This is a genomic window from Bacillus sp. PS95 (assembly GCF_037963565.1).
Taxonomy (GTDB): domain Bacteria; phylum Bacillota; class Bacilli; order Bacillales; family Bacillaceae; genus Bacillus; species Bacillus subtilis.
The window spans coordinates 1,467,108-1,485,345 of the sequence record NZ_CP150160.1 but is presented as its reverse complement, the minus strand read 5'-3'; the positions used below and the strand labels follow the sequence as shown (position 1 = coordinate 1,485,345).

Below are 18,238 nucleotides of genomic sequence, written 5' to 3'. Positions count from 1 at the left end.
ATACTGAATACCTCTGAAAGCAAGACAACTTACTTTCAGCTCTACCGCTAGAATAAGTAATCAGATAACAAACGTCAACCGCATAATTCGACATTTACCTTGGCTTTTTCAGCCAAATTATTTTGTGAAACGATTTGCATAGCTGAAGGCAGTGTATGAATCCGGCTTTATTTTGGCCTCAATCCCCATGGAGGTAATACGTCCAGTCATTTCTTGGATCAGATCTTTTGTAAGCCCTTTTTTCCCAATATCCAAGTGAACTTCAAAGGTAAGATCCGCCCCCTCACCGGTAAAGGGCAGGAGCAGATCGGTAATATCCATTAAGTGTCCATCAAGAATATGAGCGGCCGTTTCTTGGCTGTACGCCGTTTCTAACGAAATCTTCTCCCGAAGGCTATGTATGGGTCTGTCGACTGTATGATTTTTCAAGCAGCCCCAAGCTCCCTTGCCTGTACGATGCAAATGCAATGCGGTAATAAACTTTGTGTAATCGCGGTAAACCTGTGAATCGGTTCCGATCGATAACACATAAGAAGAACGGGGGTCCTTTTGAACAAAGGCTTTAAGCCGTTCCATCACATCTTGAAAGGTCATCTGTGCTTCTGAAAGATTATAAAACAGAAAAGAATCAGCCATCACGACACTCCTTTTCAAGGATTTACAACCATGAAACAAGTATGTTCCTTACCGTTTATTTCGATTACTTTTGCAAAGGCGGAAGCTTGTTCCCCCCTATTTCAGGAATCTTACTGAAGAAGTTCAAAGATTTCGATGGAAACCATGTCGATATTATCAAACGGATATGTGTTAGGTTTTTCACCTTTTTGGAAAACCGTCAGTTCAAACGTTTGATTTTTTTCGAAATATTTAACACTGCATATTTTCTCACCATTCACTTCGAAATAGCGCTGCATTGGCTCGTTAGCCGCTTCCGCTGTTTCTTGCAGACTTTGCAGCCGTGTGATGATACCCATTAATTGTGACATTCTAAAAAAAGACTCCTTTCAAAAAGCAACTTCAAATCAACAAGTATTTATTATAATACAAGTTCTATTGAGCATCATACCATAAAGTCGGACAGGATGGCATTTTCACTGCTGAATTTAAGCAAAGAAAAAAAGTGAAAAAAACGATTTTTCTTTAGTTTGAGGCTTTTTTTGAATGTCATGCACACAATTATAATTTTTTTCGAATCTTTGGCAGCATTAAGAATGCCTTTTTGCAACTTTGTCAAAACCTTCTTTTGAATTTTATGGTGAAGTCCCGCGTGGCCATAATCAATGGGAGTCATGCTGGATAGAGGTAAACAACGGAACTGAACACCCGTGCAGCAGTGTCAGGGGTGTTCGGCACTCAATGTTTCTCCCCGTGTTAAACGTTTACCACTAGTTAGGTTTATTGTTTCATTGGATTGTCCTATGCTTTGACAAATAAAAAACTTGGCGGGGGTAGCGCCAAGTTTTTTCGGATCTTGATCTGATAGAGGGGTTGGGGAACAGAGAGTAGCTTCTCTCTATAATTAAATGATAATGATTCTCAGTATCAATGTCAATCGTTTTTTTGATATTTTTTTCAATTCATAAAAAAAAACGGCCTTTCAGCCGTTAAATCAGTCCGTCCTGCTCATATAAATAAGAATAAGGCAAGTCTATAAATAAATACATCTGATCATCCATCGGATATGAAAACGTTCTGATCATTTCACCTGTTTCCAAATCACTGTACAGATCACTGAAAAAACCTTTTCTGAGATTTCTCATTCTCATAATGTTCTCCAGAAAATAAGGGCGCCAGCTCCAGTTCTTTTCCGCATATTCCGGCTGATAAATCCATTCTCCATCTTGCTTAAACACATTTCCCGTCAGCTGATCGCCTTCTTCATCACACATGTAAATCCTGAAGCTGCAATCTGTCAGCTCTTCCGCCAGCTTTTTAATAAAGTCATCATCAGAAGACAGATTGTTTTTTCTCAAAGAGGTCACAGCCTGATGCACTCGTTTGTAAAACTGTTCAGAGTGCTCATAGACGGTCTCCAGTTTCTTTTTCTCATGTGTGATAAATTGGTGAAATTCAGTTTTAAGTCTTTGTTTCAATACATCTCTCTCTAGAAACGTTTCAGATGGAGACACTAAGTAATAGCCCTGAAAATAGCGGCCTCCGTTTCTCCAGGCGTACTGAAGCTGGAAGTTCGCCTCAATGTCTTCATACAATAGCGCCGCACCGATTTTTCTTGCTAATAAAGATATGCTGTACAGCACATGCTCATATGACGGTGACGGCTGTGACACTTTCAGCGCCTGCAAATCGATTTTTAACAGATCTGGTGAGAGCAGCGCGATTCTGTCCAAGTTGCTGCTTTCTTTTCCGATGTTGTCAACTGCGATTTTAATTCCGTATGTACGATAGTATGCAAGCATATGGTAGAGCTGCTCAATATCCCCTTCAAAATTGTGCTCTGTAATTTCAAGAACAAAACGGTGGAGTTCGATTCCCTTCGCTTCATATTCTTTCAGAAGCTCCAGAAAGCTTTCACCATGATCCAGCATCAGCAGATTGGCATCCTGATTCATAAAAATCAGCAGATCAGAATCCGCCTCTAAAAAGCGGTCAAGAGCCTGGCGGATAATTCTGTTATCAACCTCTAATTTATATTCTTCGGGTATCCCCGCATCTAAAAAGAAGGGCCCGAGACTTTGGATTTCTGAATCTGCCAAAATTCGTCCAAGCACCTCATATCCGACAACCTTCTGCTCCTCGGCACTAAAAATCGCCTGGTAATATGGAAGGACATCATCAATGTTCGTTAAAATATCAAGTGGATCCAACATGTTATCACCTGCTTCTCTATCTTTGTCTGATTATACCACATTGAATCCAAAGATTAATATTCTTTAAAACGGATAAGGATTCAGCCATTGCCCCCCGTCCATTGTAATACAATCCCCGTTTATATAGGATGCTTCATCAGAAAGCAAAAACGCTGCCAAAGCGGCGATTTCCTCCGGTGTGCCCAATCGGCCGAGCGGCACACTGTTCATCGTGCGGGCCATCGCTTTTTCCGATTCAAATAGCTTCTCCGCACCGCCTGTTCGTTCAATCGGTCCGGGGGCTATCGCGTTTGTACGAATTCCGTATTTGCTCCCCCATTCAACGGCCAGCGTTCTTGTCAATGACAATACCCCCGCTTTGGCTGCAGCGGAATGAACGACCCCCGCTCCCGCTCCCCAAGCGTACGTGGCTGCCATATTTAAAATGACACCCTGCTGCTTCTGGTCAATCCAATGCCTTGCCGCTGCTTGGCTGCAAAAAAATGTGCCGTTTAAAACAATCTCAATAACGGCTTTCCATCCATTGGGCGTCAGCTTTTCTGCCGGACAAATAAAGTTTCCGGCCGCGTTGTTAATCAGCGCGTCAAGCCGGCCAAAGGCTTTTACCGCTTCTTTAATCATGTCTGAAGCGGCGGAATCGGAACGGACATCCATTTGAAAACAAGCGACCTGTCCCTCAAAGGTCTGAATTTCTTTTTTTGTTTCCTCAAGTGCCTCATGGTTCCTCCCTGTCACCATAACGTGCCACCCTAATTCAGCCTGTTTTTTTGCCATCGCTTTTCCCATGCCGCTTGACCCGCCGGTAATAATTACCGCCTTTTTTTCCATGTTTATCCCTCCAATTGTGAATGAGTATTCATTCAACAATATTCTATCATTATATCCCTGCCTATGTCAGCACATGCTCATATGAGATTTTTATCAGATACAGATGATATAATAGAAAAACTCTATTAAAGGTTGGTTTGAAATGAAAAAGATGTCCAGAAGACAATTTCTAAAAGGAATGTTCAGCGCTCTTGCTGCCGGGGCTTTAACGGCCGGCGGGGGATATGGCTATGCCAGGTATCTCGAGCCGCATATGATCGAGACAACCGAACACACAATAAAAAGCTCTCTCATCCCGCACGGATTTGACGGTTTTAAAATCGTGCAGTTCAGCGATGCACACTTGAGTGATTACTTTACTCTCGAAGATTTAAAAACTGTCATTCTTACCATTAATGAATCTAAACCTGATCTCATTGTTTTTACAGGTGATATTATTGATAATCCTGATACGTACCAGCACCACCAGGCAGTCATTCCATTATTGAGAAAGCTTAATGCTCCCTTCGGCAAGCTTTGTATTTACGGCAATCATGATCACGGAGGCTATGGAACTGCCGTTTACAAAAGCCTGATGACGGCCGGAGGTTTCACGGTATATCGCAATGGCTATCAAACATTGTCACTCGCAGATGGCAGCAAAATCGAGATTGCTTCGCTTGATGACTTAATGCTGGGAAACCCAGATTATGAAGGCACCCTTTCAAGGCTGAGCGACAGACTTTTTTCCATTCTTCTCGTCCATGAACCTGATGCAGCCTTGAAAACAACAGATTATCCCGTGAACCTTCAGCTTTCCGGCCATACACACGGCGGCCAGATTCAGCTGCCTTTTTACGGACCGATTATTACGCCTCCATATGGAAAAGTCTACACAGAGGGAATGTATCAAACGGGCAGCACTCATATTTATGTAAACCGAGGCCTCGGGATGACCAGGCTGCCTTTGCGGTTTCTGGCCAAGCCTGAAATCACTGTCTTCACCTTAAAAAGCACAAATTAATGTAGCAGGATGGGCTCCTCATCAATACTTATAAGTAAAAAAGGAGGATGAGGAAACTGCTTACGTACCAGGTGAAGCAAGGTGATACACTGAACAGCATCGCGGCTGATTTCAGAATCAGCACGGCTGCATTACTCCAGGCTAATCCGTCACTGCAGGCAGGGCTCACCGCGGGACAGTCCATAGTCATCCCCGGACTGCCGGACCCTTATACAATTCCGTATCATATCGCAGTCTCAATCGGAGCGAAGACCCTTACGCTGTTCCTAAATAATCGGGTAATGAAAACCTATCCCATCGCCGTTGGTAAAATACTAACGCAAACGCCTACTGGCGAGTTTTACATTATTAACCGCCAGCGCAATCCCGGCGGCCCATTTGGCGCTTATTGGCTGAGCCTTTCAAAGCAGCACTACGGAATACATGGGACGAATAATCCCGCTTCGATTGGTAAGGCTGTTTCTAAAGGCTGCATTCGCATGCATAACAAAGACGTGATCGAACTTGCTTCAATTGTGCCAAACGGAACAAGAGTCACGATTAACCGGTAATGTTTTCTTATTTGTTTCAAAAACAGGCGGTTTATAATATGATAAAGTGGGACCTTTAGGGTAAGGAGCGTTTTTATGGATATATTTAAAAATCGTAATTTTGTTCGTCTATTTTTCGCAGCACTCGCTTCTCAAATGGGCACGACAGTAGGCAACATGGCCTTTGCTTTTTTTTTGCTGGACCGATTCAGCAGCCAGCCTTCATATACGACCTTGGCGGAGCTGATGTATTCTCTTCCGACCATATTTGTATTTCTGATCGTGGGAGTCGTCGCGGACCGGTTTGACAGAAAAAAGGTGGCAGAAAATTGTGATTGGATCAGAGCAGGCCTGACTGTCGTGCTTTTTTTCACTTTATTTACCGGCAATATTCCTCTTGTTTTTTGCATCTTATTTATCAGAAGCGCTGTAACAAAGTTTTTCTTTCCGGCAGAAAACAGTTTGGTACAAGCCATTCTGCCGAAGGAGCATTATGCGAAAGCCGCAGGGCTTAATCAGATGCTTTTTAGCATTTTTATGGTGTTTGGAGTCGGTATAGGCGCGTTTATGTACAACACAATCGGTATTGAAGGCGCCATTATTCTTGATTTTGTCAGCTTTATCATTTCCGGGCTGCTGATCCGCAGCTGCCGGATTCCAAAAGAAGCCCGACAGCCAAACGGTGCATTCAGCTGGAGAAAGACTTCTGTTAAGGATTCAATAAATGACTTTAGAGAAGGCATCCTCTATATTTTAAAAAACAAATTGCTGGCATCTCTTATTTTCGGCTTCTTCATTTTTGGATTTGTCAACGGAGGATTCGCCGTATTGCCGATGTTTACAATGAAATATGGATTGGCTCCTGACCGTTATGAGTGGCATACGTCTGTATTTACGATCGCACTCGGGTTTGGGCTGCTGGCAGGCAGCGTAATCGGCACGATCATCTCTAAAAAAGTGAAGCCGCACTTTTTAATGTCGATACCGATTTTCATTGCAGGTTTGCTGATCTTCGTCCTCGGCTACACCAATATTTTATGGGTGTATTACGCGGCAGCTTTTGCACTGGGAATGTGTATCGGACCGATCAACATTGCAATCGGAGGGTGGATGCCAAAAATTGTTCATCCCAAACTGATGGGACGTGTAAGCGGCATGCAGGACCCTTTTATGATGTTTGCACAGTCTTTGACACTTGGCTTAGTCGCGCTGTTATTCCCTAAGTTTGTTTCAAACATTGATTATCTTTATTACGGTATGGGTGTTATTATCCTGCTCGTTTTTATTTTTTATTTTATTGCACTGCCAAAATACAGTGCTCAGGCTGTGGAAGTGAATGTTCAGGAAGCATTTCAAGAACAGCCGAAAAAGAAGGCAAGATCTGTATAATGCAGGTTAAAAATGCGCTTTTTTTCTTAGAAAAAAGCGCATTTTTACATTCAATATTTGCATTTCAACTTTAAAAAAGTATAATCTAAACATATAGAAATTGATAAGAGCAAAGGAGAGAAATAATGGACGACCATGCATATACGAAAGATCTGCAGCCAACCGTAGAAAATCTTTCAAAAGCAGTTTACACTGTGAACCGCCATGCAAAAACCGCCCCCAACCCTAAATACCTATATCTGCTGAAAAAACGGGCTTTGCAAAAGCTTGTCAAAGAAGGTAAAGGAAAGAAAATAGGGCTTCATTTTTCAAAAAATCCAAGGTTCAGCCAACAGCAATCGGACGTGCTTATCTCAATCGGAGACTACTATTTTCACATGCCTCCAACTAAAGAAGACTTCGAACATCTTCCGCATTTAGGTACACTTAATCAATCGTACCGAAATCCTAAAGCTCAAATGTCTTTAACAAAAGCGAAACACCTATTGCAAGAATATGTCGGCATGAAAGAAAAGCCGCTAGTGCCAAATCGCCAGCAGCCAGCTTACCATAAACCGGTCTTTAAAAAACTTGGCGAGAGTTACTTTTAAAATAAAAACAGCCGTGCCTCTTTCTGGCAACGGCTGTTTTTATTTATTCAATAACATACGTATCCACTTTTTTAATCAAATCACTGATCTCAGGCTTGCTGATTTGCTCATCTGCGCCTACAACTTCGCCGCGGTGACGCAGATCATCCGTAATTAACGATGAGAAAATCATAACCGGCACATCTGAGCTTTTTGGATTTTCCTTCAGCAGCTTTGTGAGCCTGTGTCCGTCCATTTTTGGCATTTCAATATCAGTGATGATCATATCAATCTGTTCTGATAAATCAGTTTCGTTTTCAGCAAGGTTCATTATGTATTCATATGCCTCTTTTCCATTTTCAAACGAAGCGATATTGTTGTACCCTGCTTCTTTTAATTCATCCTGCAAGAGGCGCATCAAAAGCGGTGAGTCCTCTACAATGATAAGCTTTTTATCAGTTCTTCTTTCATCGAAGCCCTCGGTATGCATATTATACGTGTCAACACCTGAATCTGATTCAATGTCATAAATAATTTTTTCATAGTCAGGCAAAAAGATCATCAGGTCTTCGAGCTTAATAATCCCGGTAAGGTGCCGCTCCATTCCTTGATTTAACGATGTCGGCTTTTCAATCGCTTCCCAGGATACTCTGTGAATTTGAGAAACAGAGCCGACATGAAAAACAATTTTCCGTTTATTAAATTCAGTCACGATATATTTCTCATCTTTTGATCCTTCAGGCTCTACTCCAAAAAATGAGAAGAGACTGATCACAGGGAGGATTTCTCCTCTGAGTTTAATCATTCCTTCTACATGCTGATGGGAGTGAGGCACTGATGTCACCTCGACAGGCTGAATAATTTCTCTTACCTTCATGACGTTAATTCCGAAAGCATTTTCACCCACGCCAAACTTCACAATTTCTAATTCATTTGTACCAGAATCCAATAAAATTTCGTATTGTTGTAACGACAATTCAATCCCTCGCTATTCGCATTCAGTATTGTACTGTATATATCGGCGTAATTTGTAAAAAGTGAATGGCAGCTCTTCAAAATCGAATTCCGAAGGCAACAAGCCGCGTTCCTCAAAAAAGAAACTTTTTTCCTAATAACCATTGACTTTCCAACTAACAGTGATAAAATAGTCAAGGATTTTTCCAAAGAAGGGTGTAAATAATGGGTACCTTAGTAATATTTAAAGAAAACGAAATGACTGTTTTAGAGGATATCAGTGAAGAAACTTACCTGAATATGAAGAAAGAATCAGCTGACCTTCAAGAAGAGCATCCTCCGTATCTGATTTGGCACGAAGACCTTCATTTTGATTATGGCTATTAATGAAATTGGCACATATAAACAATAATAGAACATGATACAATAAAGACAATCAAATCGCTGGTTGTCTTCTTTTTTTCTGAAAAGAAAGGTATGTTTAGAAAAAAGGCGCATACAATCGAAATATATCAGTTAAAAAGGTGACAAATGATCAGCTAGTGGTAAAATAGGATAAACTCATTATATTTGTTAAGGTGATGAATTATGGAACATTTGCTGAATCCGAAAGCAAGAGAGATCGAAATTTCAGGAATACGCAAATTCTCGAATCTTGTAGCCCAACACGAAGACGTCATTTCACTTACAATCGGCCAGCCTGATTTTTTCACACCGCATCATGTGAAAGCTGCCGCAAAAAAAGCCATTGATGAAAACGTGACGTCATATACTCCGAATGCCGGCTACCTGGAGCTGAGACAAGCTGTGCAGCTTTATATGAAGAAAAAAGCGGATTTCAACTATGATGCTGAATCTGAAATTATCATCACAACCGGCGCAAGCCAAGCCATTGATGCTGCATTCCGGACGATTTTATCTCCCGGTGATGAAGTCATTATGCCAGGGCCTATTTATCCGGGCTATGAACCTATTATCAATTTGTGCGGGGCCAAGCCTGTCATTGTTGATACTACGTCACACGGCTTTAAGCTTACCGCCCGGCTGATTGAAGATGCTCTGACACCCAACACCAAGTGTGTCGTGCTTCCTTATCCGTCAAACCCTACCGGCGTGACTTTATCTGAAGAAGAACTGAAAAGCATCGCAGCCCTTTTAAAAGGCAGAAATGTCTTCGTATTGTCCGATGAAATATACAGTGAATTAACATATGACAGACCGCATTACTCCATCGCAAACCATTTGCGGGATCAAACAATTGTCATTAACGGCTTGTCAAAATCACACAGCATGACCGGTTGGAGAATTGGATTTTTATTTGCACCGAAAGACATTGCAAAGCACATTTTAAAGGTTCATCAATACAATGTGTCGTGCGCCTCATCCATTTCTCAAAAAGCCGCGCTTGAAGCTGTCACAAACGGCTTTGACGATGCATTGATTATGAGAGAACAATACAAAAAACGTCTGGACTATGTTTATGACCGTCTTGTTTCCATGGGACTTGACGTAGTTAAACCGTCCGGTGCGTTTTATATCTTCCCTTCTATTAAATCATTTGGAATGACTTCATTTGATTTTAGTATGGCTCTTTTGGAAGACGCTGGCGTGGCACTCGTGCCGGGCAGCTCGTTCTCAACATATGGTGAAGGATATGTAAGGCTGTCTTTTGCATGCTCAATGGACACGCTGAGAGAAGGCTTAGACCGTTTAGAATTATTTGTATTAAAAAAACGTGAAGCAATGCAGACGATAAACAACGGCGTTTAAGCCGTTGTTTTTATTTTTTTGGAAATGAAATTTTAAACGCTGTGCCTTTTTCAGGATGGCTGTCCACATGTATAACTCCCTGATGGTTTTCAATGATATTAAATGTCACCATTAATCCAAGCCCCGTACCTTTTTCTTTTGTTGTTAAAAATGGCTCTCCAATCCGGTTTAGTACCTTTTCAGGTATACCTTCCCCTTCGTCTTTGACAGTAACATGAACAGAATGCTCATCTTCGGTTATGATAATGTCTACTGTTCCCCCATCAGGCATTGATTCAACTGCATTTTTGATTAAATTAATGAATACCTGCTTTAATTGGTTTTGATCCCCGTTTATATAAATGCTGTCTTTTTCATAACTTGTTCTGATAAAAATGCCATTTAAATTCGCCTGCGTTTCTAACAGGGCTGAAACCTCACCAATTAATTTTTTCAAGTTCAAATATTCTTTGACAGCATTTTGCTGAGGTTTCGCCAGCATGAGCAGTTCACTGAGTATTAATTCGATACGGCTGAGTTCAGAAAACACAATATCAAAGTAATGTTCGTTGCCTTCCATTGTCGGTTTCATCAGCTGTAAAAATCCTTTGATTGCTGTAAGCGGGTTCCGGATCTCATGGGCGATTCCCGCCGCGAGCTGCCCTGCGATTGATAATTTTTCCGATTTCAGCATCAATTCTTCTGTTTGTTTTCTCTCTGAGATGTCCCGAAGAATGACCTGGACGGCCGCTTCACCAAAAAAGGTCGTCGGAATGCAGACCATCTCCGTATAGATGACCCTGTTCTGAAAGGTGAACCAGGATTGCTTGACAATTTCAGATTCTGATTTTTGCTCGGCAATGTTTTGGATTCTCTCTTTTACATCCTCGTGATCGCAAGGATGCAGCTGATCGTATATGTTTTTGCCAATTAAATCCTCATATGTAGCCGCTTCAAACAGGGAAATTCCAGACTCATTCATAAATACCCATTTTCCATTGTGAATCACCGCAATGGTATCAATGGAATTTTGAATCAGCAGCTGATATCGTTCACGGCTTTTTTGCAGGATGGTTTGGAATTTCTTCCTTGAAGAGATATCGATCAGCAGCAGCAGCTCAGCCTGCTGGTTTTTGTAGACGGTCGGGGATGCTTTCACTTCTAAATGAACAGGTGTGCCATCAAGCCTTTTCCACGTCTGTTCAATCATTCCGACTTCCATTCCTTTTTGCATTCGTATAATCCTGTTTTTCACGATATCATGATATTCTTCTTCAATAAATTCATAGGACCATTTTCCAATAATAGCATCCTTGCTTTTGGCTCCCAGCATTGAAAGCATCGCGCTGTTTACATAGACGATCTTGCCTTTGACACTGATGCATAGCGGACTCGGGAGATTTTCAACCAACCGTTCATAATCATCCGTTATATATGTAGTCGATTCCGGGCTTGCAGGTTCGATTTCATGTTTTTCGCAGTTTAGGGATTGATGGCCTGTTTCTTCTTCAAGAACCTTCATTTTCAAAATGATTTCCCGTTCTGTCCGCTCAGCTCTTGTCGTAACAATTTCTACCGCAGCCTCCACCCACACAATCGTATGATCTTTTTTAATAAAACGAAAGGTGCACGGCATCAGATGATGTTCATTATAAAAATAGCTTTCAACCAAAAATTGGTCTTCCTCATGCAGAAACGTTTTGAGGAATGATCCGATCATCTCTCCTTGGAGATAGCCCAAATGCAGTTTGGAGTTGGCAGATATATAAATGATGCGTCCATTAGAGGCCAAGACTGCATGAATATCGGTTTTTGTTTGAAGTGGTTTAACATGCTGCGTATCCTGTTCCACAGAATCCCTCCTTTGCATGATCATCGTGTTTCGACATATACAGATTGACTTTTACCTAGTATGATTCGCTAGAAAATGAGTATTCTCCTTCTATTCTTATGGTGAACGTCAATTTTTGAATAAAAGAAAGGGCACACAATCTTTTAGTTGTGCACCCTGTTTTTTATTTTTTACTGTGTTTTTTTTCGAGCTCTGCGTAGGCGTGGATAGCTCTTTTGGCAATGAGTTTGTTGATCGGGTCGTGGTCGTTCGCTACAGAAGGAACAACAACACTGAAAGCCACTTTTGGATTTTTTGACGGATAATAGCCGACAAATGTTAGATTGTACGTGCTTTTTCCCCACCAATTACGATTTGTTCCGTAATAAAATGTTTGAGCAGTTCCTGTTTTTCCGGAAACATCCTCTGCAAATGTATTTCTAGCTGTTCCCGAAGTGGTAACTAGCTTCATTCCAGTCTTCACCTGCTGAATGTCACTTTCTGAGTTGTTAATTTTGTTGAGAATGTTTGGCTTTCTTTGTTCAATGGTCTTCCCAAGGCCTTCTTTTTTGCTGGGCTCATGAACACTTGTAACAATTCTTGGCTGAATGCGGTACCCCCCATTGGCAATTGATGAGATGTACTGAGCCATTTGAAGCGGTGTATATGTATCGTATTGTCCAATGGCCAAGTCTAAAATTAACCCCCCTACCGCATCAGGTGTAGTTTGCATACCGGCTGATTCCTGCGGCAGATCGATACCTGTCTTTACTCCCAGGCCAAATTGGCTGTAGTAATTTCTCATTTTGTTTAAATCCTTCTGGTCAGCAGGAAGAGGTCCATGCGGCTTGTATGTGACACCGGCAATGTGCATGGCGACATTAAACATGTATACGTTTGAGCTTTTTTGCAATGCCGTTAATTCATTAATAGTTCCCATATTCATATAGGACTTCTTAGGCTTATTACCGTTTCCTGCAAAATACAGTGGCATGTCAACAAAATATTTATAATGCGGGATCCCGTCCTGATAGCCGGCTAGCACGGTGGCCCCCTTTACTGCTGATCCCATTTCATATTGGGTGGTAAATGCCCCTATCGCATAATCTTCAATTTTGTTGGTTTTTAAATCTATCTTTTTCCCTGCCATTGATAAAATATCGCCGTTATTCGGGTCCATCATTACGGCAAAGGCTCTGTCAAGCATGTAATTTCCGCGTGCACGGCTGTTTCTTACTTCTTCTTCAATGATCTTTTCTACCTTTGCCTGAAGCTCCATGTCAAAAGAAAGCTGAAGATCGTATCCCCTGCTGCCCTTATCAATGGTTTTTTGGCTGACGACATTTCCTTTATTATCTTCTACGTATTCCACTTTTTCTTTATGCGAATTTAAATATTCTTCATATTGATACTCTAAATAACTTTTTCCCACCCTGTCATTATTCGCATAGCCTCTAGTTAAGTAGAAATCTTTCCGGTCGCTCAGCAGGCCCTGATCAGGTGTCGTGACGCCCCCGAAAACAGAATAAAGGGTTTTGTCATAAGGATATTTTCGTGTCCAATCGTTTACGATATCGATTCCCGGAAGTTCTTCTAAATGCTCAGAAACAATGGAAATTTCATCATATGTTAAGTCATTTTTTGGTCTTTGCGAGGAGTTTTTCTTCTCATCAAGCAGCGCTCCGTTTTTTCCATTGCTATTGCTCTTATTCGGATTCATTGCCTTTACGATTTGAGGTTCGTAAGCATTTCCGCTTGAAAACCTTGTATATATCGCAGCAGTTTCCATTTCTTCGTCATCTTGCTGAATAGCCTTTAATTCTTGATCCGGAACACGCTCTATTTGAAGCTTGTAAGCCTGGTCTCCTTTCAGATTGCTTTCTGATTCCTTAAGTAGAGCGGCGGCTTTTTTCGGATGAGCTGCGATCCAGTAATCACGAAGATCCCTTTCCTTCAAAAATTCGGTATCAATATGAATGAAAGAAGCAAGCCGCTTCGCTGTTTTGATTTTATCTTCTGTTTTTGTGCTAGATGTTGATACATACACAATTTCTGGAACGCTCTGGTTGTCGACAGCAACTTTCTGGTTTCTGTCGTACATCTTCCCGCGAGGCGCAGGATAGTAAGCTGTTTTTGCATTTGATTTCTCAGCGTCTTCTTCATGCTGTTCGCCTTCAACAATTTGAACAACCCCGAGCTTAAAAATTAATGCAGTGAATAGAACAAAGACAGCTAGGAAAAAAAGGTTCATTCTGATTGCTCTGTTTCCTTTGCTCTTTTTCTTTGGTTCACGTCCTATTTCAGTCACTTCTGGTTACCCCTCTCAAATCATTCAATATATTTACATATACTGAGATTAATTGTAACACCTTTGTAATAGTTGTTACAGCGAAAAGGAGTAAAAAAAGCTGTCAATATAAAAACACATTAAAATATAACTAACGGTTCAAAAAAAAGGAAGCTATGTAACGGTACGATAAAATCATATATACCGCTGATTCCCTTATTCTTAGTGATTCAACGGATTTACTTTACGAAAATGACAATCTCTATTTGTCAAAGGAAAGTGCTGGAATCTTTATGACAAAAAAGCTATGTTATGATTTTTCTGTAGAAACAAACAACTCTAGGAGGTTACGAACTAATGAAGAAAGCATTTATTTTATCTGCTGCCGCTGCGGTTGGATTATTCACATTCGGGGGCGTACAGCAAGCATCAGCGAAAGAACTCTCCTGCCAGCCTGTGGTTACAGTAAAAACGGGGAACACAGTACAAAACATGTCACTTAACGATGCAGTGAAAAAGCTGCATATTAACACAAATATCAAAACGTTAAACGCTGCAAACGAAAAAGAGATGAAGCAGCTTCTTCAAAAACATGCGAAGCAATCTAACGTGAAAGTTCAGGATGTTCAAAAGACAGAAACGGCAAAACCTGCACAAAAGACTACTGAAAAAGCAGCTGCTGATCAAAACACTGCTTCTAAAGCACCTGCAACTGCTGAAAAAACAAACACAACAACATCTGCACCTTCATCTGTAAGTGCATATGAGAAAAAAGTTGTTGAACTTACAAATGCAGAAAGACAAAAACAAGGATTAAAGCCGCTTCAAATTGATGAAACGTTAAGCAAATCCGCACGCGCAAAATCTCAGGATATGAAAGACAAAAACTACTTTGATCACCAAAGCCCAACATACGGCTCACCGTTTGATATGATGAAATCTTTCGGAATCAGCTACAAAACAGCAGGTGAAAACATTGCGAAGGGCCAAAAGACACCAGAAGAAGTAGTAAAAGCTTGGATGAACAGTGAAGGACACAGAAAAAACATTCTAAACCCTAACTTTACTCACATCGGTGTTGGCTACGTTGAGTCTGGAAGCATCTGGACACAACAATTCATCGGAAAATAATAAAAAAAGATTGCCTGTTTCATACAGGCAATCTTTTTTTATTTCACCCAAAGCTTATAGATACTCTGTGTTCCGCTGTTTTCTTCACCTTGAGCAGCTAGCTTGTCATATAAGGATTTTGCGAGCGACAAGCCTGGCATTTCTTCCCCCATTAATTCTGCTTCCTCTAGTGCGATTCCCATATCCTTAATAAAATGCTTCACATAAAATCCCGGTTCAAAGTTGCCTTGCAGCATACGGGGAGCAAGATTTGACAATGACCAGCTTCCGGCTGCGCCCGTTGTGATGCTTTTCAGAACATTTTCCGGCTCTAGGCCTGATTTTTGGGCATAAGCCATCGCTTCAGCAACACCGATCATACCGGCTGCAATTGCAATCTGATTGCACATCTTGGTATGCTGTCCGCTTCCAGCCGGTCCTTGATACTGAATATTCTCTCCCATTAAAGAGAAAATCGGCATGCAGGCTTCAAAAGCTTCTTTTTCTCCACCGACCATAATCGCGAGTGTTCCGTTTTGTGCACCGATGTCTCCACCGGAAACAGGAGCGTCTAAAGCGAACAATGCTTTTTCTTTGGCCGCTTCAGCAATCTTCTTCGCAAGCGAAGGCTTAGATGTCGTCATATCAATAAGATATGCGCCTTCTTTTGCGTTTTCAATAATTCCATTGCTTTCAAAATACACTTCCTCAACATCACTGGGATAGCCGACCATTGTGATGATAACATCCGCTTCTTTCGAAAGATCTTTGACCGTATCTTTCCAGATCGCGCCTTTTTGAAGTATGCTTTCTGCTTTTTCTTTTGTCCGGGTGTACACCAATACAGGATGGCCGTCATTGAGAATATGTGATGCCATGCTTTTTCCCATTACTCCAAGACCGATAAAACCAATTGTTTTTTTCAAGGTCATTCCTCCCAGATGTTTCGTTTAGATTTTAGTTAAAATTTATCATTTTTCCTTCATTTTCTAGACTACCATATCTATTCATCTTATAAAATAAAAAATCCCCAAAACAAATGATGTTTGGGGATGTAATTGGATTACAATGTGAATTTTGCAATTGTGTTCATAAGCTCTTGGCTTGCATGTTTTAGTGTTTCCGTTGAGTGTTTGACTTTCTCAAGGGTGACAAGCTGTTCATCGGTTGATGCGTTCACTTCCTCTGCTGCGGCAGCTGATTCCTGTGATATGGCTGAAATGCTTTGAATAGCTTCAGATATCGCAAGCTGTTCTTCACTCATTCTTTGAATTTCCGCGTAAATGTGATCAATACCTTGTACCAGTGACTGCATTTCTGCAGTTATCGTATTTAATACCTCTCCAGTTTCGTGAATTGCACTGTTTTGTTCATCATTCATTCTGCTTGCCTCAACCATCGCGTGAGAGGCCTCTTTTGTCTCAAGCTGGATAAGCTTCACAGTCTCGCTGATATGCTTTGTAGAAAGGGCTGATTGCTCAGCTAACTTCCGCACTTCATCGGCTACGACGGCAAAACCGCGCCCGCTTTCTCCGGCTCTGGCTGCCTCAATACTGGCATTTAAGGCAAGCAAGTTGGTTTGATCAGATATGTTTGAAATCGCTGTAACGACTTCTTCAATATTCTTAGTTTGATTTTCCAAATCCAGCAGCATCGTTTCAACCTTTTTCGTTTCCATATTGGCTTCGTTTGATTTCATCAGCAGCTGGCCGAGCGCATCAAGTCCTTTATAGCTTGCATCCTCGGACGATTTTGAGCGTTCTTTAATTCCGCCTGCCTCCTCAGCGATTTGCCTGATTTTCGTTGACAGGCTTTCCGATTTTTCATTAATGGTTTCAACTTCAGAAGCCTGTTCCGATGCCCCTGCGGCTACTTCTTCAATCGCTTTTGCAATTTGTCCGCTTGTTTCATTAGTTTCGGCAGCGACAGCCGTTAGTTGTTCAGAGGTGTCAGATACTTTCCCTGAAGAGAGTATCACTTGCTCAACCATTTCCTTCATATTTTCAACCATCAGATTGAAATCTCTTGTTAAAATACCGACTTCATCCTTAGATTTTGATTCCGCGCGCACTGTTAAATCGCCTGCGGAAACAGCTTTCGTTTTTACGATCAGCTGCTGTATCGGACCGGTTATCGTTTTGGCCAGGAAGTAGCTGAGAATAATTGTTATGATAAGCGCAATCAATGATATCCAAAGATTTGCCCGATTCATTTTATCTGAAATCCACATTAATTGATCGGTATCAAACTGCGTTCCGACCTTCCAGCCCGTTTCGCCAATCGTTTGGTACACAACCATTTTCCCATTCACATCTTGTATCCCTTGTTTCTCGGATGCGATGGTTTGCAGTGTTTGATCCTTTGATATATTTTTTCCTTGATTTGACGGATGGGCTAAAAGATTGCCGCTCGCATCAGCTAAAAAGGCAAATCCTTTGTAAGGCACCTTTTGTTTATTGACCATACTCTGGATAGCAGAGAGTTTCAAGTCATAGCTGGCAACCCCTATCACTTTTTGCCCGTCTAAGATCGCTTTCGATGCAGTAACAATCATGTCTCCTGTCACGACATCTTTATAAGGTTCCGTCCAAACAACTTGATCCGGGGTTTCAGCTGCACGCTTATACCATGGTCTTGATGTTGGATCGTAATCCTCAGCGAAATCCGCTTTTGGATATGTAAACATTTCTTTTTTTGCGGTGCCTATGTAAGCCATCGCAACATAATCATCGTTATCTTTGATTTGCTTAATGTCATCGTGAAACAGCCGAGAAGCTTCTTTACTTGGTTTCGTTACAAATGTATGCGTTAATTCCCCATTAGCCAATCTTGATAACGAAATGGCATAACTCTTTAATTGCAATTCAATATTTTGTTCAAGTGACTGCGTCACGTTTTGAGTTGTATTTTTCCCATCCTCTGTAATCATCGGTTTTAGCGTCAAATAAGAAGACAGCATTAAAAGAACAACTGTGATGATTAACATAATCGAAACAAAAACAGCAATCTTCATGTGAAGTTTTTTAAACAAACCAATCCCCTCCTAATTTCTATATCGGCCCTTTCGTTTGAAAAATGAATAATCAAAAAATAAATTATAAGAAAATCGGAATATATTTACTGAAAATTCAATCTTCTTTATAATGAAACAACATAAGGA

Annotated in this window: 16 protein-coding genes; 7 read left to right on the top strand and 9 right to left on the bottom strand. The window is 41.2% G+C overall.

The genetic code is table 11. The annotated features are described in order from the left end of the window. Positions 1-117 precede the first annotated feature (117 nt). The 4 genes from NSQ12_RS07925 to fadH all read right to left on the bottom strand — a co-directional run bounded on the left by NSQ12_RS07925 (position 118) and on the right by fadH (position 3,656). The gene (locus NSQ12_RS07925) at positions 118-636 is read right to left on the bottom strand and encodes a ribonuclease H-like YkuK family protein (RefSeq protein ID WP_003232389.1); all 519 of its coding nucleotides are present in this window, start codon (positions 634-636) and stop codon (positions 118-120) included. Positions 637-746: 110 nt separating this feature from the next. Beyond that, positions 747-986 carry a DUF1797 family protein gene (locus NSQ12_RS07920; RefSeq protein ID WP_003218671.1) on the bottom strand — a complete coding sequence of 80 codons (240 nt, stop codon included), beginning with the start codon at positions 984-986 and terminating at the stop codon, positions 747-749. Positions 987-1,604: 618 nt separating this feature from the next. Beyond that, on the bottom strand, positions 1,605-2,828 hold the full coding sequence (locus NSQ12_RS07915) for an EAL-associated domain-containing protein (protein ID WP_003232391.1): 1,224 nt from the start codon (positions 2,826-2,828) through the stop codon (positions 1,605-1,607). 63 nt (positions 2,829-2,891) lie between these two features. Beyond that, the gene (gene fadH / locus NSQ12_RS07910) at positions 2,892-3,656 is read right to left on the bottom strand and encodes a 2,4-dienoyl-CoA reductase (RefSeq protein ID WP_003232398.1); all 765 of its coding nucleotides are present in this window, start codon (positions 3,654-3,656) and stop codon (positions 2,892-2,894) included. A 142-nt stretch (positions 3,657-3,798) separates the two neighbouring features. On the opposite strand from fadH, the gene NSQ12_RS07905 reads away from it, so the two are divergent. The 4 genes from NSQ12_RS07905 (at position 3,799) to NSQ12_RS07890 (ending at position 7,168) form a co-directional block, all read left to right on the top strand. After that, entirely contained in the window at positions 3,799-4,659 is an 861-nt protein-coding gene (locus NSQ12_RS07905) for a metallophosphoesterase (RefSeq protein ID WP_339176432.1), read from the top strand. Positions 4,660-4,715: 56 nt separating this feature from the next. Next, entirely contained in the window at positions 4,716-5,210 is a 495-nt protein-coding gene (locus NSQ12_RS07900) for a L,D-transpeptidase family protein (protein ID WP_072174092.1), read from the top strand. A gap of 75 nt (positions 5,211-5,285) precedes the next feature. Next, complete coding sequence (locus tag NSQ12_RS07895; RefSeq protein ID WP_014479656.1) at positions 5,286-6,578, top strand: MFS transporter; 1,293 nt, start codon at positions 5,286-5,288, stop codon at positions 6,576-6,578. Positions 6,579-6,703: 125 nt separating this feature from the next. Then, positions 6,704-7,168 carry a YkyB family protein gene (locus NSQ12_RS07890; RefSeq protein ID WP_003232406.1) on the top strand — a complete coding sequence of 155 codons (465 nt, stop codon included), beginning with the start codon at positions 6,704-6,706 and terminating at the stop codon, positions 7,166-7,168. A 43-nt stretch (positions 7,169-7,211) separates the two neighbouring features. Here NSQ12_RS07890 and cheV read toward each other — a convergent pair whose 3' ends face one another. Further along, positions 7,212-8,123 carry a chemotaxis protein CheV gene (gene cheV / locus NSQ12_RS07885; RefSeq protein ID WP_014476655.1) on the bottom strand — a complete coding sequence of 304 codons (912 nt, stop codon included), beginning with the start codon at positions 8,121-8,123 and terminating at the stop codon, positions 7,212-7,214. A gap of 203 nt (positions 8,124-8,326) precedes the next feature. Here cheV and NSQ12_RS07880 point away from each other — a divergent pair, with 203 nt between their 5' ends. Together NSQ12_RS07880 and NSQ12_RS07875 are read left to right on the top strand one after the other, a co-directional pair. Beyond that, a complete protein-coding gene (locus NSQ12_RS07880) occupies positions 8,327-8,488 on the top strand; it encodes a hypothetical protein (protein ID WP_003245246.1) in 162 nt (53 codons plus the stop codon). Positions 8,489-8,689: 201 nt separating this feature from the next. Beyond that, positions 8,690-9,871, top strand: a complete 1,182-nt coding sequence (locus NSQ12_RS07875; protein WP_014479654.1) for an aminotransferase A — start codon at positions 8,690-8,692, stop codon at positions 9,869-9,871. A gap of 10 nt (positions 9,872-9,881) precedes the next feature. On the opposite strand, the gene kinA is transcribed toward NSQ12_RS07875, so the two are convergent. After that, on the bottom strand, positions 9,882-11,702 hold the full coding sequence (kinA, locus tag NSQ12_RS07870; protein WP_080529263.1) for a sporulation histidine kinase KinA: 1,821 nt from the start codon (positions 11,700-11,702) through the stop codon (positions 9,882-9,884). Between the two features lie 163 nt (positions 11,703-11,865). Continuing rightward, on the bottom strand, positions 11,866-13,989 hold the full coding sequence (locus NSQ12_RS07865) for a penicillin-binding protein 2 (protein ID WP_038427627.1): 2,124 nt from the start codon (positions 13,987-13,989) through the stop codon (positions 11,866-11,868). 336 nt (positions 13,990-14,325) lie between these two features. On the opposite strand from NSQ12_RS07865, the gene NSQ12_RS07860 reads away from it, so the two are divergent. Further along, positions 14,326-15,099, top strand: coding sequence for a CAP domain-containing protein (locus NSQ12_RS07860; protein WP_003244693.1), 774 nt, complete (start codon positions 14,326-14,328; stop codon positions 15,097-15,099). Between the two features lie 38 nt (positions 15,100-15,137). Here NSQ12_RS07860 and NSQ12_RS07855 read toward each other — a convergent pair whose 3' ends face one another. Both NSQ12_RS07855 and mcpC read right to left on the bottom strand, forming a co-directional pair. Further along, a complete protein-coding gene (locus NSQ12_RS07855; protein ID WP_033884227.1) occupies positions 15,138-16,004 on the bottom strand; it encodes an NAD(P)-dependent oxidoreductase in 867 nt (288 codons plus the stop codon). Positions 16,005-16,141: 137 nt separating this feature from the next. Continuing rightward, positions 16,142-18,109 (bottom strand): methyl-accepting chemotaxis protein McpC, encoded by a 1,968-nt coding sequence (gene mcpC, locus NSQ12_RS07850; protein ID WP_339176428.1) that lies wholly within the window; start codon positions 18,107-18,109, stop codon positions 16,142-16,144. Positions 18,110-18,238 lie beyond the last annotated feature (129 nt).